Source organism: Neobacillus endophyticus, from assembly GCF_013248975.1.
GTDB classification, from domain to species: Bacteria; Bacillota; Bacilli; order Bacillales; family Cytobacillaceae; genus Neobacillus; species Neobacillus endophyticus.
In genome coordinates this window covers 1,950,001-1,970,953 of record NZ_JABRWH010000001.1, presented here as the reverse complement: position 1 = coordinate 1,970,953, position 20,953 = coordinate 1,950,001, and the positions used below count along the sequence as shown (strand labels likewise).

The window sequence follows — 20,953 nt, the reverse complement described above, 5'->3', positions numbered from 1 at the left end:
AGTTAGCAGCAAATTCTAACGGACAGCCTTCACTGTTTCCAAGGCTTGTTCAAAATTTTCATAAATAGCATTGCCAACCACAATCACGTCAGCATGTTCGGCCATTTCCAAAGCCTGCTCGGCTGTTGAAATGCCGCCGCCATAAAATAGCGTTGTATTCTCCAGGGTCCTTTTCACCTCTGCCATTAATGCAGCATCCCCATACTGTCCACTGTATTCCACATAAAAAATGGGCAGATGAAATATCCTTTCTGCCATCATTGCATAGGCCTTTACATCTTCACTCGACAAATTCGTTTGAGCAGAAGTCAGCTTTGCAGCTTTGCAATCCTCATTTAGGACGCAATAACCTTCCATTAACACTTCATCCCAATTCATGACTTCACCAAATTCTTTCACTGCCTGATGATGAAGCCCCGTGATCCATTTAGCATCGCTGCTATTTAGAACGGTTGGGATAAAATAAAGATCAAAACCCGGGGTAATCGTCTCCAAACTTGAAACTTCCTGAACACAAGCCACTGTGTATCTACGGATTCTTGCCATTAAATTTAGAACACCATCAAGCGTCACCCCGTCAGTTCCGCCGACAATGACGGCATCTGTTCCGGATTCGCATATTTTCTCTAAATGTCCATCTGAGATTTCTTTATTTGGGTCTAGTTTAAATACATGACGCCATTCGCGAACATCATACATCAAAGGAGCCCTCCATTCCTTCTTTCCATTACACCATTATAGCATTAGCCTTCTTGAATCAAAAAGAAAACAATGAATCTATATTTTGAAATATTTGGTTGTGTTTCAAAGGGAGGGTAAATTTGCAAAATGGCAAAAAAATTATAGAAAATTTCATTGGATTTTGTTAATTAATTCCTTGGTACCAAATAGGTATCTTCTTTCTTTTTTATGCAAAAGAAAAACCGAAAGATTTATTCTCTCGGCTCTGTTACTCCTTTATCGCTTTACTCTCTTCTTCTTTTAATCGCTCAAGCACCATTTCATAAGTGTCATTTCCAAAATTTAAACACCGTTTTACTCGAGAAATGGTAGCTGTGCTTGCTCCGGTTTCCGATTCAATTTTATGATAGGTATTTCCTTCGCGCAGCATTCTGGCAACATCCAAGCGTTGTGCTAATGATTGGATTTCATTTATTGTGCAAAGGTCGTCAAAAAAACGATAGCATTCTTCCAAATCCCTTAATGAAAGTATGGATTTAAATAATTGATCGAGTTCTTTCCCTCGTAATTTATCTATCTGCATGATCTTTTCCCCTTTAATTGATTAAATTATTGTGCACCTATTGACACACTTTGCTTTAGCCCTGGATTTGTTGGAACAACATTAACCCAGGTTTTACCCGGGACCAATGGAACCTCTTTTCCATCTTTAACAGGAACAATCAGTCCGTTACGATTTTTCCAGTTGACCTCATTGATCTTGCCCATTTGAAGAAGATAAGCTTTCCCTCCAGATGTTAAATCAATATCACGCCGCCCTTTTGAATCAATCGTGCGATGAACGGCCTCAATGATCAAAATATTATCTAATAAAACAGGCGCTTTAGTATCCAGATCAACCGTTTGTTCATTACCGTTAAATCGTTTATATTTCCCCAGACTGCTGTCAAACACATAGCTGCAGTTGGAAGTGCCGCCATTAGAATAGGTAATTTTTACCGATTTCGCATCATTACCAGTTATGTCTTTACTGTCTTTTTCTGATAAAAAGGTATAGCTTGGCGGGCTCTTATCCATCGAATAATGTTTTAAAGATGCACCTTTTAAAATATTTTCATAAGTAATATAGGAATTATGAGGCGCTTTCCGCGTTTTGGATCTTTTGAAAAGCGTACCATCATACACCATTCCATTTAGGTTATCTACATAGTTGTTATCAAGCATTTGCTTTGCTTCTGGACTATAGCCATGAGCAATATAGAGAGCATTCAGTCCTTTGGCCAGTTCAATATAATAATCTCTGGCACTTCGTATAGGGCCAATGTTTGCCGGCTTTTCACTTTGAAAAACAGCAAGGAAGCGAGTAATGTCGCCTTCTGCAAGAATTTCATAGACAATATCTGCTTTGTTTAAACCAGACTGCGGCCTTGCTGCAGGGAAGTTATTAATCATAACAGCTATGGCTCTTCCTGCGGTACTTGATTGCGACCCTTTCCCGGTTAACGGGTAATAATAAGGATATTCCGGTTTCTCAGCTTGTTTTTCAACCGCTTTTTCAACGATTGATTCCTTTTTTTCTGTTACCTGTGCTTGATCCTTATGACTGCAGCCAGATAAAAGCAATAAAGCAGCAGCAGCAATTGCCCATTTCTTCACTACTTCACACTCCTGATTCCAAAGAAGCACTTTTATACTTTAACTTATTATCATATTATACTTTAACGCATTATAGAAGGAAAGAGAACTGTTTTATTCATGACATCAAACATTCCCTGCTGTGTAATTCGAATGTAGGGCAAATGTGTTGAGGAAAAGAACAACAGACTGTAAATCGGATCCGAGAAGGAATATCCGCGCTTCTTTAATTCATCAAAAATCACTTTTTCTTGAAGCATTAATTCCTCAATAGGGAGATCCGACATAATTCCGTTTAATGGAAGCGGCAGCTCACTAACAACTTCGCCATTCTCCATTAGGACTATTCCCCCTCCTAATTCTTTCATTCTTTTAAAAGCCTTTATAATATCCTGCTTGTTTTTCCCTATAAGAATAATATCTCCTGTGTTGGAAAAAGAACTTGCCAATGCGGATAAATTGGTGGCAAAACCCTTTAATATGGTGTTAATTCGCCATTTCCCTTTACGGTCAATTAGTGTAAAGAAACATTCGTCATGATTGGTTGAAAGTTCGTCCACGGATACATCAATGGAAATCGAATATGGCTTTGTAATGACAGAATTCTCCATCTTAATTCCGAAAGGCATGGAAAATTGTAAATCATCGATGGATAAATCCCAATCAAACTCCATCGGTTTTAACCCGTATTCGTCCCAATTCACCGTAGGATAAGCATCTTCCACTTTTACACCGTCACGTTTTACCCATTTACCTTTCGCTAAAACGGAGACAGGAGTAGGATTCTCAATGCTTGATAAAAAGTTAATATTCGCTACCCGGCCAGTAGCAATATTACCATGTAAGTGGGCAATATTGTAGTATCTTGCAATATTCACGGTTGCCATATTGTAGGCATCAATAACGGGTACGCCTTTTTCAATGGCAATACGAATTAATCTGTCTGTAATCCCTTCCTCATAGAAAGTAGACGAAGCACCGTCCGTATTCATGAAAAGGCGGTCATAAGCATCAATGCCCAATCGATTCATATCATCCAAAAGCTGTGGCAGGTCAGGGCGAATGGAGGAATGTCTTAAAGACACGGTATATCCTTGCATTAACCGATCATACACTTCTTCACCTGTCATAGCTTCATGATCACAATCAGCACCAAGCAGCATCATCTTAGCTAATGTCTTTTCTGAGGCACCTGGGAAATGTCCCTCGATCTGTTTACGCATCCGTTTTGCCTCTTGAATCCAATGAAGCATCATATCGTCGCCATCCAGCAATTTAGGCCAGCCGGTTAATTCCCCGCCCTGAAGAACAGCATCATACTCAAGCCATGATTTAATATTACAGTGTGAAAATATTTCAACCTCATTCAAAATTTCCGTTTGCGAATCAAAACGGCACCACCAAAACATCGATGTTGGCAGTGAACCAAGATCTCTCACTAATGAAAACGCTTCCCTTTTTTTCAAATTTAATACAAGCGCCATATTATCATTAACTAACATGGTCGTACCGAACTGTGATGCATAGGACGCCAGTGAATGGGGATTATATAACTGAAATGGATGAGCATGCGGTTCAATGTATCCGGGAACAAGAATTTGGTCGGTGCAGTCAAGGACTTCACAGTTTTCTACTTTTGCTGGAAGTTTTTCACCCACATAAACAATCCGATCTTGATAAATCCAAATGTTCGCCCTCATCCACTTTCGAAATGTCTGGTTTAAATATAATGCGTTTTTCAATAATATTGTGGGAGATGTGTTCCCATCCAAAACGGATACGTGCATGCGTAAGTGTCTGTTTTTCCAACGGTAGCGTTGTTCCAGCATACGTTATCCCTCCCTAAGTTAAACTTATCTATTTAATAAAAAGCTGATTTCAGCAACAAAGAAAACCCTTACAAAATTCACTTGATACTATACTATCATATTTTTCTGTTTAAAGCAGTAAAGAACTGAAAAATATTGTAAAAACGTTGTGAAGGAGTGAGCAAGATGAATATCAAACCGAATATCGGGATTCTAAATGCCTTAATCCGTATTACTGCTGGCTTAGCGATTCTCTCCTGGTGCACCGCAAAGCTGGTCAAACAGCCATGGAGGGACTCCTATTTCTTTGTTGCCATTTGTGCAGCCATGAAAGTGGCAGAAGGAATTGTTCGCTATTGTCCCATGACGGCTCTATTTGAAAAGTGCCAGTATATGGTGAAGGAAGAAGGCAATACTGCTGACTCTATGGATGGTTTGGAAGGATTGACGAATTTAACCGATGAGTATCATACACCATTAAATCCGACCTGAGGATAGAAAGAATAATGCTCCCAAAACAACATTAATACAGGGCCAGCAATAATTAGCCAGCCCTGTGAAAGGAAGTTGAGATCCATGTATGCATTTTGGGAAGACTTTACAGATGTAACATTTGTTATCACTTTGTTAATTGGCAGTGTAATCGCAACATTTTATGCTTTTGCCCGCCGGCCTAAAGGACCTGCTCGATAGCTTTTGAACCGATATCTTTCCTGTAAAATACATCTTCACAAGTTAATTTGTTCAATTCTTTATAGACTTTCTCTTGGGCCTCTTGTAAATGGTCAGCTTTTGCCCCGACAAGAAGCACCCTGCCGCCGGCTGTTTGAAATTCGCCGGCGGTATTTTTTACCGTTCCTGCATGAAAAACAAATGCGCCGTCGCCCATTTCCTTAAGCCCATGCAGCACAGCTCCCTTTTGATAGCTTTCAGGATAGCCATTAGCAGCCACAACTACTCCAAGCATTGCCTGTTCATCCCATTTTAGGTCAGGGGTTTCCCCATCCAATAGATCTAAGATAACTTGAACCAAATCAGAGTCTAATCTTGGTAAAATCACCTGGGTTTCAGGGTCGCCAAAGCGAGCATTAAATTCAATGACTTTCGGGCCTCCGGCTGTTTTAATCAACCCAGCGTATAATATTCCGCAGAAGCTGCGTCCTTCCTGGATCATGGCATTTGCCGCCGGAATCAGGACCGTTTCTACAGCGGTTTGTACTGTGTCTGCACCAATATGCGGAACAGGAGAATATGCACCCATTCCTCCAGTATTAGGCCCTTTGTCTCCATCAAATGCCCGCTTATGATCTTGGGCAATCTCAAGAGGCACTACAACAGAGCCATTGACAAACGCCATAAGTGAAAATTCTTCGCCGCTCAAAAACTCCTCGATGACTACTCGGGAAGATGCATCACCGAATCTTTTTCCTACTAGCATCCCCTCAAGGCTTTCAAGAGCTTCCTGTTCAGTCATTGCCACGGTAACACCTTTTCCTGCAGCAAGACCATCCGCTTTAATAACGATAGGCGCTCCCTTTTCTTTCACGTAGTCGCGAGCTTCTTCAAATGAAGTAAACACAGCGTAATCAGCTGTTGGTATTTGATATTTTTTCATTAATTCTTTGGCAAATGACTTACTTCCTTCGATTTCAGCAGCTGCCTGGTTTGGGCCAAAGACTTTTAAGCCAGCCATTCGAAATTTGTCAGCTAAGCCTTCCAGAAGCGGTACCTCAGGCCCGATAATGGTGAGTCCGATTTCCTCACGTTTTGCAAACTCAATCAGACGCTCATGCTCTGATTCTTCAATACGAGTAAGTTCCGCAACATCTTCCATGCCATCGTTGCCTGGGGCAGCAAACACTTTTTCAACAAGCGGGCTTTCGCTGACTTTCAGGCACAGCGCATGTTCTCTTCCGCCGCGGCCAATAATTAATACTTTCACGATCCGCACCTCCGATTAGTGTTTAAAATGTCTGACTCCAGTAAACACCATGGCAATTCCGTATTCATCTGCTTTTTTAATAGAATCAGCATCCCTAACTGAGCCGCCTGGCTGAATTATAGCCGTAATTCCCGCTTTTGCTGCCGCTTCAACGGTATCATCCATTGGGAAATAGGCATCTGAAGCAAGGGCTGCGCCTTCCGCTTGTTTTCCTGCCTGGTTAAGAGCAATTTTCGCTGACCCCACACGATTCATCTGACCGGCACCAATCCCAAGTGTCATATCTTTATTTGAAACGACAATCGCATTTGATTTCACATGTTTAACAACCTTCCAGCCGAGTTTTAGTGCGTCCCACTCTTCAGGTGTCGGCTGTCTTTTTGTTGGAATCGTAATCGTGGCATTGTCTAATGAAAACGCATCCTGATCTTGAACAAGAAGGCCGCCTTCAACTGTGGTCATTTTTACTTCTACTTTATTTTCTTTTTCAAATGAAATCGTTAATAGACGCAAATTCTTTTTCTTTTCTGTTAAAATCGCAACAGCTTCTTCGGAGAAGGATGGAGCAATAATAATTTCAAGGAAAATTTCATGAAGTTTCTCTGCCGTTTTTGCATCCACTTCACGATTGAATGCAATAATGCCGCCAAAAATCGAAACTGGATCAGCAGCAAAGGCTTTTTCAAACGCTTCAAATACATTACTTCCAGTACCGACACCGCACGGATTCATGTGTTTTACTGCGACAGCTGCAGGCTGATCGAACTCTTTTACAATCTGCAATGCTGCATCAGCATCGTTAATATTGTTGTACGAAAGTTCCTTACCATGAAGCTGATTAGCGTAAGCAATCGAGAATTTAGAACCAAGAGGTTTTTTATAAAAAGCGGCCTTTTGGTGCGGGTTTTCCCCGTAACGAAGCGGCTGCTTCAATTCATAAGTGACTGTTAATTTTTCCGGCGTTTCTTCCCCAGCCAGATTTGTCATGTATTCAGAAATTAATGCATCGTATGCTGCCGTATGCCGGAACACTTTCGCTGCAAGCTTCCTTCTTGTTTCTAGAGTCGTTTCACCAGTTGCTTTTAACTCTGTCAAAACCGTGTCATAGTCAACAGGATCCACTACAACTGTGAGATATTGATGGTTTTTAGCTGAAGCCCTTAACATAGTCGGCCCGCCAATATCAATATTCTCAATCGCATTAGCCACTGTGACATCCGGCTTTTCAATGGTTTGCTGGAATGGATATAAATTCACACAGACTAGCTGAATAGGCTCAATGCCATGCTCTTCAAGCTGCTTTTGATGGCCCTCATCATCATGTTTAGCCAAGAGGCCGCCATGGATGAAAGGGTTCAGCGTTTTAACACGCCCCTCCAAAATCTCTGGAAAACCCGTTACATCACTAACACTAAGAACAGGTAGGCCTGCCTCTTGCAGCATTTTTTTCGTTCCGCCAGTTGAGATAATTTCAAAGCCAAGGCTGATCAGCTCTTTCGCGAATTCACTTACTCCGCTTTTATCTGATACACTAATTAGCGCGCGTTTTTTCGTCATGTTTAACAACTCCTACTGTCAACAGCATTTGTATGATTGCCGGATATAGTTTGTGTTCAATTGCTTGAATCTTCTTCTGTAAACTTTCCCTTGTCTCATTCTCCGCAAGCCTGACCCGCTCTTGTATGATGATCGGCCCTGTGTCCATCCCTTCGTCCACATAATGGACCGTTACTCCGCTCCATTTCGCCTTTGCTGCCAATGCCTGACCAATTGCATCTTTACCAGGAAAATTCGGCAGAAGGGATGGATGGATGTTTACAATACGCCCCTCATACGCTTTTAGCAGTGTAGGCCCAATTAGCCGCATATAACCGGCAAGAACGATCAAGTCCACCTGTTTCTTCTTCAGCAGCATCGAAATTTCTTCTTCATAATCAGCTTTACTGAGATAATCTTTTGGATTAAACACAAAAGTGGGGATTCTTGCTGCCCTTGCCCGTTCCATGACATATGCACCAGGTTGATCACAAATGAGAACAGAAATAGTTGCAGAAAGTCCGCCAGCATTGATAGCATCAACGATCGCTTGAAAATTACTTCCGCTGCCTGATGCAAATACAGCGATATTCTTCATCGGCGGCCACCCCGTCCAGTGATTCGAATTCCTTCTTCCTCCGAAACAACACCGATTTCATAGGCTGTCTCGCCGCATTGCCGGAAATGCTCGATTAACGGTGCAGCTGTTTCTTGATCCACCGCAATGACCATACCAATGCCCATGTTAAAAATATTATACATCTCCTGATAGTCGATTTGTCCAACTTCAGAAAGGAGTTTGAAAACAGAAGGAATGTGCCAGCGTTTTTCGTCCAGATCAGCTCCCAGCCCGGATGGCAGCATTCTCGGGATATTTTCAATAAAACCGCCGCCCGTAATATGGGCCATTCCTTTCAAGTTGAATTTTTTCAAAGCAGATAAAATCGGCTTTACATATATTTTTGTTGGTTTCAGCAATTCCTCTCCCAAAGTGCAGCCGAGTTCATCCACATACTCAATTAATGACCAATTGTTGAACACCTGTCTGACAAGAGAATAACCATTGCTGTGAATTCCACTGGAGGCCAAGCCAATCAGGACATCTCCCGGTTTAATGCTTTCACCTGTAACCAGCTGCGATTTTTCTGCTGCACCAACAGTGAATCCGGCCAGGTCATAGTCGTTTTCTCGATAAAGCCCCGGCATTTCCGCAGTCTCTCCGCCAATCAAAGCACATCCGGCCTGCTCACAACCATCCGCAATACCTTTTACAATGGCCTCAATTTTTTTCGGAACTGCCTTGCCAAGAGCAATATAATCTAAAAAGTAAAGCGGCTCCGCTCCTTGAACCACAATATCGTTCACACACATGGCCACCGCATCGATTCCAATTGTATCATGACGGTCCATCATAAAAGCAATCTTCAGCTTAGTTCCGACCCCATCGGTGCCTGACACCAAAACTGGTTCTTTGTAATTTAGCGCCGACAGGTCGAACATTCCGCCAAAGCCGCCAAGGCCGCCGATGACACCTGCCCTGGCTGTTTTTTGAACGTGCTGCTTCATTCTGGCTACGGCCTCGTAGCCTGCTTCGATATCTACTCCTGCTTGTTTATAGGCATTTGCCATCGCCCTTACCCCCTTTGATAGTAGTACTGCAATGTATCAGGATAGATTTCAGTCGGGTAGTTTCCGGTAAAGCAGCCGAGACAGAATCCGTTTGACCCTTCCTGGCCAAGTGCTTTTACCATGCCGTCCAAGCTTATGAACGTCAGTGAATCAGCCCCTATCAACTGCCGAATCTCTTCCACGCTTTTATCGGAAGCGATTAATTCTTCCTTCGATGAAGTATCAATTCCGTAGAAGCATGGATTGGTGATCGGCGGTGAACTGATGACAACGTGTACCTCTGTTGCCCCCGCTTCCTTCAACAGCGATACAATCCTTCTGCTTGTTGTCCCGCGCACGATGGAGTCATCTACCATGATGACACGCTTACCTTCCACGACCCCGCGGACAGCGGACAGCTTCATTTTCACCCCTTGTTCACGTAAGGACTGGGATGGCTGAATAAACGTTCTGCCTACATATTTATTCTTGATAAGCCCCATCTCATATGGAATCCCGGATGCTTCTGCATAGCCGATTGCTGCTGAAATACTGGAATCAGGAACACCTGTAACAACATCTGCATCAATCGGGGCCTCTACCGCCAAACGTTTTCCCATATTCTTGCGGGCAGTATGCACATTAATTCCTTGAATATTGCTATCCGGCCTTGAAAAATAAACGTATTCCATCATACAGATCGCTTTTGTCGAACTATGGGCAAACCGTTCTGATGTCACACCGTTTTCATTAATGATTAATAACTCGCCAGGCATGATATCACGAATATACTCTGCCCCGACTACATCAAAAGCGCATGTTTCCGAAGCAATCACGTAGGCATCGCCAAGGCAGCCCAGTGACAATGGTCTTAATCCATGCGGGTCAAGTGCTGCCATTAGTACTGTTTCCGTCATAATCAGATAGGCATAGGCCCCTTTCAGCATAGAAAGGGCATTTTTCACTTGATCACTCATATGCTGAAAACCGCTTCTTCTAATTAAATGAGCTAATACCTCAGAATCAGAGCTTGTTTGAAAAATACTTCCCTGTGATTCCAGCTGATGCTTTAGGGAAGTTGCATTTACCAAGTTGCCATTATGCGCAAGCGCCAGACTGCCGCTTTGCGAATGGAATAACAACGGCTGGACATTTTCATAGCCTCCGCCTCCCGCAGTCGCATAGCGAACATGGCCAATCGCAGCGGTACCCTGTAGTTCCTTCATTGCTTCTGTGGTAAAAATTTCAGCAACTAGACCTTCTCCTTTTACCCCAGTCAGCTTCTTTCCATCAGAAACGACAATACCTGTGCCTTCCTGACCGCGGTGCTGCAGGCTGTGCAGCCCATAATACGTCAGCTGGGCTGCATCTTTATGCCCCCAAACTCCAAAAATTCCGCATTCCTCATTTAATCCCTTGATTTCAGCAAGCATGGGATCGCTCCTTTCCAGGCAGCTTTTAATTCTTCCACCGAACTTTCAAGAACCGTTTCTCCCTCAGTCAATACGGATAATGTTCCTGAAAGATTTACTTCTCCGATCAATTGAGCATCTACTAAACTCTCAAATTCTGATTGGTGTTCTTTTTTAACTGATAACAGGAAGCGGGATTGCGTTTCGCTGAATAATGCCGATACAGGGGTGCCGCTAATAGTTACTTTTGCTCCCAGACCGTTTTCTGTGAATAAGCATTCCGCTAAAGCGATAGCCAGACCGCCTTCAGATAGATCATGTGCAGACTGAACAACACCTGCCCGAATGGCTGCCAACACTTGTTGCTGTCTTTCTTTTTCTTTTTGAATATTTAACTCTGGCGCTTTTCCAAAAACACGTCCGTGAATGAGCTTTTGCAATTCGCTGCCGCCAAATTCATCCTTTGTATCCCCGATAAGGTAAATCAAGTCGCCGTTGTCTTTAAAATGCTGGGTTGTAATATGATCAATGTCTGTTACAAGACCTGTCATCCCAATGACTGGTGTTGGATAAATAGCTGTTCCGCTTGTTTCATTATAAAGTGACACATTTCCGCCGATTACAGGCGTTTCAAGAATGCGGCAAGCCTCGCTGATGCCATCAGCCGCTTTTTCAATCTGCCAAAATACTTCCGGCTTTTCCGGATTTCCGAAGTTTAGATTATCTGTAATCGCTAATGGCTCTGCTCCGGAACAAACGATGTTGCGGGCTGCCTCAGCCACAGCAATTTTCCCTCCGGTTTCAGGATCGAGATAAACATAGCGTGAATTACAATCCGTCGTCATCGCAAGAGCTTTGCGTGTACCCCTAATGCGGGTTACCGCGGCATCTGAACCTGGAGAGACAACCGTGTTGGTGCGTACCATGTAATCATATTGCTCGTAAACCCATTCTTTGCTTGCAATAGTAGGCTGACTTAAAAGTTTTAACAATGTTTCTTTTAGGTCATCAACCTGCGGTGCCTTATTTTCCATCGCTTGGAACTCAGCGAAGTAACTTGGTTCTTTTGAAGGCTTATGATAAACCGGTGCATCCTCAGCCAAAGCGTCTACTGGGATGTCTGCTACTACTTCCCCTTTATGAAACAGTCGGAATTGTTTATCGTCCGTAACCTTGCCAATCGCAACAGCTTCTAAATCGTATTTTGCAAAAAGGTCTTTGATTTCCTGCTCTCTGCCTTTTTTCACGACAATGAGCATCCGTTCCTGAGATTCAGACAACATCATTTCGTAAGCAGTCATTCCGGTTTCACGTTGAGGAACAAGATCCAAATTCATTTCAATGCCCATTCCGGCTTTGCTGGCCATTTCCGATGAAGAGCTGGCCAATCCTGCGGCACCCATATCCTGAATCCCTACAAGGGCATCAGATTGAATAAGTTCTAAGCAGGCTTCTAGTAACAATTTTTCCATGAATGGGTCACCAACTTGGACAGCGGGACGCTTTTCATCAGATTGCTCAGTTAATTCTTCCGAAGCAAATGTCGCACCATGAATGCCGTCGCGGCCGGTCTTTGCCCCCACATACATGACAGTATTACCAAGGCCTTGTGCTTGCCCCTTTTTAATGTCCTTATGATCGATAAGCCCGACACACATAGCATTAACAAGCGGATTTCCTTCATAACATGGCTCAAATTGCACTTCTCCGCCAACCGTTGGAATGCCGATGCAGTTTCCATAGCCAGCAATCCCCGCCACTACTTCTTTAAACAAGTATTGGACACGTGCCGAATCCAGCTCGCCAAAGCGAAGAGAGTTTAATAGAGCGATAGGGCGTGCTCCCATGGAAAATACATCACGGATAATCCCGCCGACACCAGTTGCTGCACCCTGATACGGCTCGATCGCTGATGGATGGTTGTGGCTTTCAATTTTAAACACGACCGCTTGACCATCGCCGATATCCACAATTCCCGCTCCCTCGCCAGGGCCTTGAAGTACTCTTTCACCAGACGTTGGGAATTTTTTCAGAACAGGTTTGGAGTTTTTGTAGCTGCAATGCTCTGACCACATTACCGAAAAAAGCCCGGTTTCTGTGTAATTCGGAGTACGGCCAAGAATGGTTTCAATCATCGTAAATTCTTCATCCGATAAACCCATTTGCTGGTAAAGTTTTTCTGCTTTAATTTGCTCCGGATTTGGTTCAAGCTTTAACAACATGTGCATTCCTCCACGCTTTGACGATTGATTGAAATAACTTCAGCCCATCTGCTCCGCCCAATAGCTCATCAACAGCTCTTTCCGGATGGGGCATCATTCCAAGTACATTTCCTTTTTCATTAACGATTCCGGCAATATCCGCCAGACTTCCGTTCGGGTTATCTTGATAGGTGAAAACAATTTGGTTATTTGCCTTTAGCTTTGCCAGTGTTTCCTCATCGCAATAGTAATTGCCTTCCCCGTGGGCAATTGGGATGGTAATCGTTTGGCCTTTTTGATATTCACCAGTAAACATTGTTTCTGTCGTTTCTACTTTTAACTCAGTAGGTTTGCAAATAAACGAAAGACTCTCATTTCTCCGCATAGCTCCTGGCAGAAGCCCTGCCTCAAGCAGGATTTGAAAACCATTGCATACTCCAAGTACGGGTTTTCCGGCTTCCGCTGCTTTTACAACCTCTTTCATCACCTTGCTAAAGCGTGCAATGGCGCCCGTCCGAAGGTAATCCCCGTATGAAAATCCCCCTGGAAGAAGAATCGCATCAAAGCCTTCTAAGCTTTCTGTATCATGCCAGACATACTCGACCTCTTCACCTAGTTCATCTTTGACTGCATGGTACATATCGATATCACAATTGGATCCTGGAAAGACGATGACCGCAAACTTCACTGGGCGACTACCTCCTCTACTTCATAGCGGTAGTCCTCAATAACAGGATTAGCCAGCAGGTTTGTACAGATTTCGTTTATTACTTCATCGATATTCCGCTCAGATTTTTCAATCGTCAGCTCCATATATTTGCCGATACGTACGTCCGTAACTTCGCGGAAATTTAATGTATTTAACGAATGTGTGACTGCCTTTCCCTGCGGATCTAATACACTTTGTTTTAAGGTGACATATACCTTCACTTTATACATGCTGATGTCCTCCAAGTCTTGTTAAGATATTTTCATAAGCTTCGGTTAGATTCCCTAAATCACGGCGGAATACATCTTTATCGAGTTTTGCATTTGTATCTTTATCCCAAAGGCGGCATGTATCAGGAGAAATTTCATCAGCGAGTAAAATGAGTCCCTCCTGATCCTTGCCAAACTCCAGCTTAAAATCGATCAGCCGAACGCCAATTTCCGCAAAAAAGCTCGTTAAGATTGAATTTATTTGCAACGCCTTATCTTTTAAAATGGCTAGTTCCTCCAGTGTAGCTGCCTTTAATTCAAGAATGTGATCAGTCGTTACAAGCGGATCGCCTAATACATCATTCTTTAAGTAAAACTCAACCATTGGCTTTGTCAGGGCGATTCCTTCCTCTATCCCCAATCGTTTTGAAAGACTGCCTGCGGCTACATTGCGGACCACTACTTCAAGAGGAATGATTGTTACCCTTTTCACGAGCTGCTCCGTTTCAGAAACGCGCTTGATAAAATGAGAATCAATTCCTTGTTCTTTAAGCTTTAAAAATAGCAAACTAGTTATCTCGTTATTTAAACGCCCTTTTCCCGTGATATCTGCTTTTTTCTGCCCGTTAAAAGCAGTAGCTGAATCCTTATATTCGACTAAAACAACTTGTTCATCGTCTGTTGTATAAATGCGTTTCGCTTTTCCTTCATATAGCAGTTCTTTCACTTTGGATCGCTCCTTATTCGCAATATTGGGAATCTTCTTGGTAAAGGAGGGGCAGATCAAGCTGACTGTGCCCCTTTTTTGAAACTTAGTTGGCATGCTGCCAGTAACATTACCCATTTAATCCTAACCGCTCAAAAATGGTATTGACATGCTGCAGATGATAGTGATAATCAAAACAATCCGCAATCTCTTCCGCAGAAAGCAATGAGGTAATTTTCGTATCTCCCTCAATTAATCCGCGGAATTGTACTTGCTTTTCCCATGCCTCCATCGCTTTCGGCTGCACCGTATCATATGCTTCCTCGCGGGACAAGCCTTTATCGATCAATGCCAGCAACACACGCTGGGAGTATATCAATCCAAGTGTACGGTCCATGTTGCGCTTCATATTTTCCGGATAAACGGTCAAATTCTTAATAATAGTGCCAAAACGGTTCAACATGTAATTCAAAGCAATGGTCGCGTCCGGTAAAATGACCCGCTCTGCAGACGAGTGTGAGATATCGCGCTCATGCCATAGAGGCACATTTTCATAAGCAGTTAACATGTAGCCCCGGATGACACGCGCCATTCCCGTCATGTTCTCTGAACCAATTGGGTTGCGTTTATGCGGCATAGCAGAAGATCCCTTTTGCCCTTTTGCGAAAAATTCCTCCACTTCTCGGGTTTCACTTTTTTGCAAACCGCGAACCTCTACAGCAAATTTTTCAATTGAGGTTGCAATCAGCGCAAGAGTACCCATGTAGTTAGCATGGCGGTCACGCTGCAATGTTTGTGTTGAAATCGGAGCTCTCTCAATTCCAAGTTTCTCACAAACATATTGCTCAACAAATGGATCAATATTGGCATAGGTTCCGACTGCTCCGGAAATTTTCCCTACTTCAACACCCTTTGCAGCTTGTTTAAACCGCTCTAGGTTGCGTTTCATTTCTTCGTACCAAAGTGCCAGCTTCAAACCAAAGGTTGTAGGCTCCGCGTGAACGCCGTGCGTCCGCCCCATCATGACTGTGAATTTATGTTCAATTGCTTTATTTTTTAGGATTTCAATAAAATTTTCAATGTCTTTTAATAAAATGGCATTAGCTTGCTTTAAAACATAGGATAAAGCTGTATCAACAACATCTGTTGAAGTCAGGCCGTAGTGTACCCATTTGCGTTCTTCACCCAGCGTTTCGGAAACTGCACGGGTAAATGCAACCACATCATGTCTAGTTTCTTCCTCGATTTCTTTAATCCGCTCAATATCAAACGATGCATTTTCGCGGAGCTTTTTAACATCCTCTTTTGGTATTTCACCTAATTCAGCCCAAGCCTCACATGCTAAGATTTCTACTTCAAGCCAGGCATTAAAGCGGTTCTTCTCAGTCCAAATTTTTCCCATTTCAGGTCTTGTATAACGATCAATCATGTTTTATCCTCCGATCTTTTCCTTTACTGTATGCCAAATGCTGCTTGCTTCAATTTCGTTCAGGGCATCCTCCACCGAATCCCTCAGCAAAGTTACATGCCCCATCTTGCGCTTTTCTTTTGCTTCTTTTTTTCCATACAAATGAATTTTCCAATCAATCACGTTGGGTATTTCCTGATAAAGTGATTCGAGATGTTCTCCTAATAGGTTGACCATTACCGCAGGTTTTAACAGATCTGTACTTCCTAACGGCAAACCACAAACGGCCCGGACATGCTGCTCAAACTGCGAGGTCTCACAAGCTTCAATGGAGTAGTGTCCTGAATTATGCGGCCTCGGTGCCAGCTCATTAATATAAATCTCCCCATCCTTGGCAACAAACATTTCTACTGCCAACGTGCCAACAAGTTTAAGAGAATCAGCAATCTTCGTTGCCTTCTTTATCGCTTCAGCTTGGATATCGTATGAAATTCGCGCAGGAACAATGGTTTTATGCAAAATATTTTCTACGTGGATGTTTTCAGCCACTGGAAGTACAGCTGTTTCACCACTTAAACTGCGCGTAACAATGACAGATATTTCTTTTTCAAACGAAATCCATTTTTCTAAAACACAAGCACCTCCGGATAACAGTACAGCGCTCGCCTTTAAGTCCAGTTCATTTCTTATAACAAATTGCCCTTTACCATCATAACCCCCGCGGGCTGTTTTTAGGACAGAAGGAAAACCGATATCTTTTATTTTGAAAAATAATTCTTCAGTACTGTTAATAACTTCATATGGTGCGACCTCTACTTCTGCTGTTTGAATCGCGGCCTTTTCCTTTATCCGGTCCTGTGTGATGGTTAAAAGCTCCTGACCCTGCGGCACATACGCTTTCTTTATAAGCCATCCTAACGTATCTGCATCAATATTTTCAAATTCATATGTGATCACATCACTAATTTCTGCCAGACTGCTAATTGCATTGCGGTCGTTATATGCCCCGATGATTTCCACATCGGCTACTTGGCCGCAAGGAGAATCTTCTGTTGGTTCTAAAACAGCGATCCTGTATCCTTGTGATTTTGCCGCCAACGCCATCATTCTTCCAAGCTGTCCGCCTCCGATAATGCCAATGGTTGCTCCAGGTAAAATTGTCTTATGATTCAAGGCTATCACTGCTTTCCAAGACCTCATTTCTGATGGATTCTCTTCTTGCATCTAATTTTTCAGCTATTTCAGGGTCTTCAATAGATAAAATTTGTACTGCCAATAAACCGGCATTCACGGCCCCCGCTTTGCCGATTGCTACCGTGGCAACAGGCACACCGCCCGGCATTTGCACAATTGAAAGTAAGGAATCTAATCCATTTAAAGCCTTTGATTGAACAGGAACTCCGATTACCGGCAAGGTTGTTTTAGCCGCAACCATCCCCGGAAGATGGGCTGCCCCGCCAGCACCTGCAATAATAACCTTTAATCCTCTTTCTCTAGCATTCTCTGCATATGTAAACATCAAATCAGGGGTCCGATGGGCAGAAACAACCTTTTTTTCATAGGAAATTTCAAGCTGATCCAAAATTTCACAAGCATGCTTCATCGTTTCCCAATCTGACTTACTTCCCATAATGACACCAACTAATGTTTCCATCCTTATCCCCCTTTTTATAAGTGCTCGTTTTAGGTAATTTTGCTACTTTATACTGTAACTGTTAGATAACAATCTTTTTTTACAAAAATATAAATTTTATTTTCAGATAATAATCCAACACTGTCACATATAAATGATTTTACTTTCGGATGACCATTCAATGCTGTCCGCCGATAAACACGATCGACAACAAAAAAAGCCCGGATCAAACGGCATCTCTCCAAGAGAAAGCCATTTGTCCGGGCATAAAGTGAATAGATCAACACAAATGAGGGAAATCCTCCAGTTGATGCCGAACATATAGACTTTCCCTCATAGTCCAATAATTTACGGTTATTGGGTAGAAACTTATGGGCCATATTCCCATGGATATACGAGGGTAATAAATCATCTTCATTAACTAACCTAATCATACCAGCCATGACGATGGGCTGTCAATCAATATGTCGAACATTATTTTTAAATGAAACATTAATGTTCGTATTTTACCCGATGACTCTGCCTTCAAAAACGATTTGACGGCCAATTGGTTCATAAATTATTTCATTGCTCTTTTTTACTTCTTGAAAAATCGGCTTCTCCATTCTTCTCACAGGGGTGTAACCCTGTTGCTTCATCCGATCTAAACACTCTTCGATTGTTTCACTTTCTTGTACCTCAAAGAGCATTTTCTTTTTACTCATTCAAAAACCCCCTTATTCCTAATTTACGCTTAACTCAGAAATAATAATTCCTTTATTTTAATATACTTTCTTCAAAATTTCTTCCGTTAAGCTTCGGAAAATGTCGGTGGAGCTAGGACCCTTCTTCTTAGCTTTATGACGGTTCTGCGTCAGCTGACAGTTAGAGAATACCTTCTCTATCATTTGACCGTTATAACTGCAACACCGAGTTTTTAGTGACGTGTAAAACAGTTTTTTTAGGGTTTCAGTTAATTAGACTATAGCTGGTTACACCGAATTCTGGATTTTTCTCAAACGCATAACTAGATACGTGTATTTCGGAAAATAACTTAATAAATCTTTAAAAGTCAAAAAAAAAGAACAATCAAAGATTGTTCTTTTTTTGCCTGGCAGCGTCCTACTCTCACAGGGGCTTTCGCCCCAACTACCATCGGCGCTGAGAAGCTTAACTTCCGTGTTCGGTATGGGAACGGGTGTGACCTTCTCGCCATCACCGCCAGACTATTTTATTGAGGTTTCATTCCCTCAAAACTAGATAATACAGAAGAAACGTTTAAGAACGAGTTCGCTTTATTCATATTGCTATGACTTGGTTAAGTCCTCGATCGATTAGTATCAGTCAGCTCCACATGTTACCACGCTTCCACCTCTGACCTATCAACCTGATCATCTTTCAGGGATCTTACTAGCTTGACGCTATGGGAAATCTCATCTTGAGGGGGGCTTCATGCTTAGATGCTTTCAGCACTTATCCCGTCCGCACATAGCTACCCAGCGATGCCTTTGGCAAGACAACTGGTACACCAGCGGTGCGTCCATCCCGGTCCTCTCGTACTAAGGACAGCTCCTCTCAAATTTCCTGCGCCCGCGACGGATAGGGACCGAACTGTCTCACGACGTTCTGAACCCAGCTCGCGTACCGCTTTAATGGGCGAACAGCCCAACCCTTGGGACCGACTACAGCCCCAGGATGCGATGAGCCGACATCGAGGTGCCAAACCTCCCCGTCGATGTGGACTCTTGGGGGAGATAAGCCTGTTATCCCCAGGGTAGCTTTTATCCGTTGAGCGATGGCCCTTCCATGCGGAACCACCGGATCACTAAGCCCGACTTTCGTCCCTGCTCGACTTGTAGGTCTCGCAGTCAAGCTCCCTTGTGCCTTTACACTCTGCGAATGATTTCCAACCATTCTGAGGGAACCTTTGGGCGCCTCCGTTACTCTTTAGGAGGCGACCGCCCCAGTCAAACTGCCCACCTGACACTGTCTCCCACCCCGATCAGGGGTGTGGGTTAGAATTTCAATACAGCCAGGGTAGTATCCCACCGACGCCTCCACCGAAGCTGGCGCTCCGGCTTCTCAGGCTCCTACCTATCCTGTACAAGCTGTACCAAAATTCAATATCAGGCTACAGTAAAGCTCCATGGGGTCTTTCCGTCCTGTCGCGGGTAACCTGCATCTTCACAGGTACTATAATTTCACCGAGTCTCTCGTTGAGACAGTGCCCAGATCGTTACGCCTTTCGTGCGGGTCGGAACTTACCCGACAAGGAATTTCGCTACCTTAGGACCGTTATAGTTACGGCCGCCGTTTACTGGGGCTTCGATTCAGAGCTTCGCTTGCGCTAACCCCTCCTCTTAACCTTCCAGCACCGGGCAGGCGTCAGCCCCTATACTTCGCCTTGCGGCTTCGCAGAGACCTGTGTTTTTGCTAAACAGTCGCCTGGGCCTATTCACTGCGGCTCTTCGAGGCTATTCACCTCAAAAAGCACCCCTTCTCCCGAAGTTACGGGGTCATTTTGCCGAGTTCCTTAACGAGAGTTCTCTCGCTCACCTTAGGATTCTCTCCTCGCCTACCTGTGTCGGTTTGCGGTACGGGCACCTTTTATCTCGCTAGAGGCTTTTCTTGGCAGTGTGGAATCAGGAACTTCGGTACTCTATTTCCCTCGCTGTCACAGCTCAGCCTGTTCGAAAAGCGGATTTTCCTACTTCTCAGCCTAACTGCTTAGACGCGCATATCCAACAGCGCGCTTACCCTATCCTCCTGCGTCCCCCCATCACTCAAACGATAAAGAGGTGGTACAGGAATATCAACCTGTTGTCCATCGCCTACGCCTTTCGGCCTCGGCTTAGGTCCCGACTAACCCTGAGCGGACGAGCCTTCCTCAGGAAACCTTAGGCATTCGGTGGATGAGATTCTCACTCATCTTTCGCTACTCATACCGGCATTCTCACTTCTAAGCGCTCCACGGGTCCTTCCGATCCCGCTTCACAGCCCTTAGAACGCTCTCCTACCACTGACATCGTAGATGTCAATCCACAGCTTCGGTGATACGTTTAGCCCCGGTACATTTTCGGCGCAGAGTCACTCGACCAGTGAGCTATTACGCACTCTTTAAATGGTGGCTGCTTCTAAGCCAACATCCTGGTTGTCTAAGCAACTCCACATCCTTTTCCACTTAACGTATACTTTGGGACCTTAGCTGGTGGTCTGGGCTGTTTCCCTTTTGACTACGGATCTTATCACTCGCAGTCTGACTCCCACGGATAAGTCTTTGGCATTCGGAGTTTGTCTGAATTCGGTAACCCGATGAGGGCCCCTAGTCCAAACAGTGCTCTACCTCCAAGACTCTTACTACGTGAGGCTAGCCCTAAAGCTATTTCGGAGAGAACCAGCTATCTCCAAGTTCGATTGGAATTTCTCCGCTACCCACACCTCATCCGCGCACTTTTCAACGTGCGTCGGTTCGGGCCTCCATCCAGT

Annotated in this window: 20 protein-coding genes, 2 rRNA genes and 1 riboswitch (1 of these 23 cut by a window edge); of the genes, 2 read left to right on the top strand and 20 right to left on the bottom strand. The window is 43.7% G+C overall.

Annotated features, from left to right (window positions below; genetic code table 11):
- Positions 1 to 15: 15 nt before the first annotated feature.
- The 4 genes from pcrB to HPT25_RS09560 form a co-directional block, all read right to left on the bottom strand.
- Positions 16 to 699 (bottom strand): heptaprenylglyceryl phosphate synthase, encoded by a 684-nt coding sequence (pcrB, locus tag HPT25_RS09575; RefSeq protein WP_173063069.1) that lies wholly within the window; start codon positions 697 to 699, stop codon positions 16 to 18.
- A 250-nt stretch (positions 700 to 949) separates the two neighbouring features.
- Positions 950 to 1,264: a YerC/YecD family TrpR-related protein gene (locus HPT25_RS09570; protein WP_173063066.1), complete on the bottom strand. Its 315-nt coding sequence runs from the start codon at positions 1,262 to 1,264 to the stop codon at positions 950 to 952.
- A gap of 26 nt (positions 1,265 to 1,290) precedes the next feature.
- A complete protein-coding gene (locus tag HPT25_RS09565) occupies positions 1,291 to 2,337 on the bottom strand; it encodes a DUF3048 domain-containing protein (protein WP_173063063.1) in 1,047 nt (348 codons plus the stop codon).
- Between the two features lie 62 nt (positions 2,338 to 2,399).
- Positions 2,400 to 4,145, bottom strand: a complete 1,746-nt coding sequence (locus HPT25_RS09560; RefSeq protein ID WP_173063060.1) for an adenine deaminase C-terminal domain-containing protein — start codon at positions 4,143 to 4,145, stop codon at positions 2,400 to 2,402.
- A gap of 165 nt (positions 4,146 to 4,310) precedes the next feature.
- On the opposite strand from HPT25_RS09560, the gene HPT25_RS09555 reads away from it, so the two are divergent.
- Together HPT25_RS09555 and HPT25_RS29360 are read left to right on the top strand one after the other, a co-directional pair.
- On the top strand, positions 4,311 to 4,616 hold the full coding sequence (locus tag HPT25_RS09555) for a YgaP family membrane protein (protein ID WP_173063057.1): 306 nt from the start codon (positions 4,311 to 4,313) through the stop codon (positions 4,614 to 4,616).
- Positions 4,617 to 4,700: 84 nt separating this feature from the next.
- On the top strand, positions 4,701 to 4,817 hold the full coding sequence (locus HPT25_RS29360) for an EYxxD motif small membrane protein (RefSeq protein WP_376767916.1): 117 nt from the start codon (positions 4,701 to 4,703) through the stop codon (positions 4,815 to 4,817).
- Here HPT25_RS29360 and purD read toward each other — a convergent pair.
- From purD to HPT25_RS09475, 16 genes are all read right to left on the bottom strand, one after another.
- Positions 4,798 to 6,066, bottom strand: coding sequence for a phosphoribosylamine--glycine ligase (gene purD / locus HPT25_RS09550; protein WP_173063054.1), 1,269 nt, complete (start codon positions 6,064 to 6,066; stop codon positions 4,798 to 4,800). The genes HPT25_RS29360 and purD overlap by 20 nt on opposite strands.
- A gap of 15 nt (positions 6,067 to 6,081) precedes the next feature.
- Positions 6,082 to 7,623 carry a bifunctional phosphoribosylaminoimidazolecarboxamide formyltransferase/IMP cyclohydrolase gene (gene purH / locus HPT25_RS09545; protein ID WP_173063051.1) on the bottom strand — a complete coding sequence of 514 codons (1,542 nt, stop codon included), beginning with the start codon at positions 7,621 to 7,623 and terminating at the stop codon, positions 6,082 to 6,084.
- Entirely contained in the window at positions 7,598 to 8,200 is a 603-nt protein-coding gene (gene purN / locus HPT25_RS09540; protein WP_173063048.1) for a phosphoribosylglycinamide formyltransferase, read from the bottom strand. The genes purH and purN overlap by 26 nt, the downstream gene beginning before the upstream one ends.
- Positions 8,197 to 9,231 (bottom strand): phosphoribosylformylglycinamidine cyclo-ligase, encoded by a 1,035-nt coding sequence (gene purM, locus HPT25_RS09535; protein ID WP_173063045.1) that lies wholly within the window; start codon positions 9,229 to 9,231, stop codon positions 8,197 to 8,199. The genes purN and purM overlap by 4 nt, the downstream gene beginning before the upstream one ends.
- 5 nt (positions 9,232 to 9,236) lie before the next feature.
- Positions 9,237 to 10,643, bottom strand: a complete 1,407-nt coding sequence (gene purF / locus HPT25_RS09530) for an amidophosphoribosyltransferase (protein WP_173063042.1) — start codon at positions 10,641 to 10,643, stop codon at positions 9,237 to 9,239.
- Complete coding sequence (gene purL, locus HPT25_RS09525) at positions 10,619 to 12,844, bottom strand: phosphoribosylformylglycinamidine synthase subunit PurL (protein ID WP_173063039.1); 2,226 nt, start codon at positions 12,842 to 12,844, stop codon at positions 10,619 to 10,621. The genes purF and purL overlap by 25 nt, the downstream gene beginning before the upstream one ends.
- A complete protein-coding gene (gene purQ / locus HPT25_RS09520; RefSeq protein WP_173063036.1) occupies positions 12,828 to 13,511 on the bottom strand; it encodes a phosphoribosylformylglycinamidine synthase subunit PurQ in 684 nt (227 codons plus the stop codon). Before purQ ends, purL begins: the two co-directional genes overlap by 17 nt.
- Positions 13,508 to 13,762 carry a phosphoribosylformylglycinamidine synthase subunit PurS gene (gene purS, locus HPT25_RS09515; RefSeq protein ID WP_173063033.1) on the bottom strand — a complete coding sequence of 85 codons (255 nt, stop codon included), beginning with the start codon at positions 13,760 to 13,762 and terminating at the stop codon, positions 13,508 to 13,510. Before purS ends, purQ begins: the two co-directional genes overlap by 4 nt.
- Positions 13,755 to 14,468, bottom strand: a complete 714-nt coding sequence (gene purC, locus HPT25_RS09510) for a phosphoribosylaminoimidazolesuccinocarboxamide synthase (protein ID WP_312857279.1) — start codon at positions 14,466 to 14,468, stop codon at positions 13,755 to 13,757. Before purC ends, purS begins: the two co-directional genes overlap by 8 nt.
- Positions 14,469 to 14,577: 109 nt before the next feature.
- A complete protein-coding gene (gene purB / locus HPT25_RS09505) occupies positions 14,578 to 15,876 on the bottom strand; it encodes an adenylosuccinate lyase (protein ID WP_173063031.1) in 1,299 nt (432 codons plus the stop codon).
- Between the two features lie 3 nt (positions 15,877 to 15,879).
- Positions 15,880 to 17,028: a 5-(carboxyamino)imidazole ribonucleotide synthase gene (gene purK / locus HPT25_RS09500; RefSeq protein ID WP_217269675.1), complete on the bottom strand. Its 1,149-nt coding sequence runs from the start codon at positions 17,026 to 17,028 to the stop codon at positions 15,880 to 15,882.
- Positions 17,018 to 17,509 (bottom strand): 5-(carboxyamino)imidazole ribonucleotide mutase, encoded by a 492-nt coding sequence (purE, locus tag HPT25_RS09495; protein WP_173063027.1) that lies wholly within the window; start codon positions 17,507 to 17,509, stop codon positions 17,018 to 17,020. Before purE ends, purK begins: the two co-directional genes overlap by 11 nt.
- A 47-nt stretch (positions 17,510 to 17,556) precedes the next feature.
- Positions 17,557 to 17,775 carry a hypothetical protein gene (locus HPT25_RS09490; RefSeq protein ID WP_173063025.1) on the bottom strand — a complete coding sequence of 73 codons (219 nt, stop codon included), beginning with the start codon at positions 17,773 to 17,775 and terminating at the stop codon, positions 17,557 to 17,559.
- 29 nt (positions 17,776 to 17,804) lie between these two features.
- A riboswitch (purine riboswitch) is annotated at positions 17,805 to 17,906 on the bottom strand.
- 88 nt (positions 17,907 to 17,994) lie between these two features.
- Positions 17,995 to 18,192 carry an NETI motif-containing protein gene (locus HPT25_RS09485; protein ID WP_173063023.1) on the bottom strand — a complete coding sequence of 66 codons (198 nt, stop codon included), beginning with the start codon at positions 18,190 to 18,192 and terminating at the stop codon, positions 17,995 to 17,997.
- Between the two features lie 384 nt (positions 18,193 to 18,576).
- Positions 18,577 to 18,693: ribosomal RNA gene (gene rrf, locus HPT25_RS09480) — 5S ribosomal RNA — on the bottom strand.
- A gap of 88 nt (positions 18,694 to 18,781) precedes the next feature.
- Positions 18,782 to 20,953 (bottom strand): 23S ribosomal RNA (locus HPT25_RS09475); it runs 763 nt beyond the window's last position.

What these genes read in the sequence shown, in the direction of transcription:
- pcrB (WP_173063069.1), bottom strand. Translation starts at nt 699, where the DNA reads ATGTATGATGTTCGCGAATGGCGTCATGTATTTAAACTAGACCCAAAT.
- HPT25_RS09570 (WP_173063066.1), bottom strand. Translation starts at nt 1,264, where the DNA reads ATGCAGATAGATAAATTACGAGGGAAAGAACTCGATCAATTATTTAAA.
- HPT25_RS09560 (WP_173063060.1), bottom strand. Translation starts at nt 4,145, where the DNA reads ATGCTGGAACAACGCTACCGTTGGAAAAACAGACACTTACGCATGCAC.
- HPT25_RS09555 (WP_173063057.1), top strand. Translation starts at nt 4,311, where the DNA reads ATGAATATCAAACCGAATATCGGGATTCTAAATGCCTTAATCCGTATT.
- HPT25_RS29360 (WP_376767916.1), top strand. Translation starts at nt 4,701, where the DNA reads ATGTATGCATTTTGGGAAGACTTTACAGATGTAACATTTGTTATCACT.
- purH (WP_173063051.1), bottom strand. Translation starts at nt 7,623, where the DNA reads ATGACGAAAAAACGCGCGCTAATTAGTGTATCAGATAAAAGCGGAGTA.
- purN (WP_173063048.1), bottom strand. Translation starts at nt 8,200, where the DNA reads ATGAAGAATATCGCTGTATTTGCATCAGGCAGCGGAAGTAATTTTCAA.
- purM (WP_173063045.1), bottom strand. Translation starts at nt 9,231, where the DNA reads ATGGCAAATGCCTATAAACAAGCAGGAGTAGATATCGAAGCAGGCTAC.
- purF (WP_173063042.1), bottom strand. Translation starts at nt 10,643, where the DNA reads ATGCTTGCTGAAATCAAGGGATTAAATGAGGAATGCGGAATTTTTGGA.
- purL (WP_173063039.1), bottom strand. Translation starts at nt 12,844, where the DNA reads ATGTTGTTAAAGCTTGAACCAAATCCGGAGCAAATTAAAGCAGAAAAA.
- purS (WP_173063033.1), bottom strand. Translation starts at nt 13,762, where the DNA reads ATGTATAAAGTGAAGGTATATGTCACCTTAAAACAAAGTGTATTAGAT.
- purB (WP_173063031.1), bottom strand. Translation starts at nt 15,876, where the DNA reads ATGATTGATCGTTATACAAGACCTGAAATGGGAAAAATTTGGACTGAG.
- purE (WP_173063027.1), bottom strand. Translation starts at nt 17,509, where the DNA reads ATGGAAACATTAGTTGGTGTCATTATGGGAAGTAAGTCAGATTGGGAA.
- HPT25_RS09485 (WP_173063023.1), bottom strand. Translation starts at nt 18,192, where the DNA reads ATGAGTAAAAAGAAAATGCTCTTTGAGGTACAAGAAAGTGAAACAATC.